Annotated in this window: 1 protein-coding gene; it reads left to right on the top strand. The window is 57.8% G+C overall.

Annotated elements, in window-relative coordinates:
- The coding region (locus AC097L_RS25505; protein WP_479589496.1) for a PDZ domain-containing protein at positions 1–765 on the top strand (765 nt) is incomplete at its 5' end.
- Positions 766–1153: the final 388 nt, after the last annotated feature.

The following is a 1153-nucleotide window of genomic DNA, read 5'->3' on the forward strand; positions in this document are numbered from 1 at the left end:
CCCGGCAACTCCGGTGGGCCTCTATTCAATAGCCGGGGCGAGGTGATCGGCATCAACTCCCAGATCTACAGCAGCACCGGCGGCTACCAGGGACTGTCGTTTGCCATCCCCATGGAGTTGGCAAGCAAGGTCAAGGACCAGATCGTCGCGCACGGCAAGGTCGAACATGCTCGGCTGGGGGTATCGGTGCAAGAGGTCAACCAGGCCCTGGCCGACTCGTTCAAATTGGACAAACCGGAGCGCGCGCTGGTGTCCAGCGTCGAAAAGGACGGCCCCGCAGGCAAGGCCGGCTTGCAGCCCGGTGATGTGATCCGCAAGGTGGACGGGCACGCCGTGGTGTCGTCCGGCGACCTGCCCGCCGTGATCAGCCAGAGAGCCCCTGGTGACAAGGTCCAGCTGAACGTATGGCGCAAAGGTGCCGTGTTGGAAATCGAGGCCCAGCTGGGCAGCGCCAATGACAAACCGGTGCAGGTCGCGACCAGCAAAGAGACCGTACCGCAAGGCCGCCTGGGGCTGGCGTTGCGCCCCTTGCAACCCGAGGAGCTGCGCGCTGCGGGCATCGCCAACGGTCTGCTGATCGAGTCCGCTGCGGGACCAGCAGCCATTTCCGGCGTGGAAAGTGGCGATGTTTTGCTGGCCATCAATGGCACGCCGGTGAAGAGCATCGACCAGGTACGGGCAGTCGTCGCCCGATCGGACAAATCGCTTGCGCTGTTGATCTTGCGCGCGGGCGACACCATATTCGTGCCGGTACGGATGGGCTGATCCGCACCCAAAGCAGGTAGCCCGCACAAGAGTGGGCTACCTAAAAACAGGCTATTTCAGGGGTCTGTGGTGTAAAACACAACGGCTGCAACCGTATTCCAAAGGTTTCTCAGAGCCTGTTTTTGGTATACAAAATAAAAATATTGGCTGGCAAATAAACCCGTAAAACCCGGGAAAAAAGAAGGTTTCAGACACCAACACCATCGCAGCCGCACTCCGCATGTGCCCGGTCACTGGTGTCCAGTTGCTGCTTTTTCGGTAGCAGTAGCATTTTGTAAGCAAATTGAAACAAAGTCGCCTATGTGCGTTCTTGCACACCCTCCTAGTGGCCGAATTGGGCAAAAATCTGGATGCAAATACAGTAAATATATGCATATCAACTACATTT

It is taken from the genome of Rhodoferax sp. RT5P35 (genome assembly GCF_056521385.1).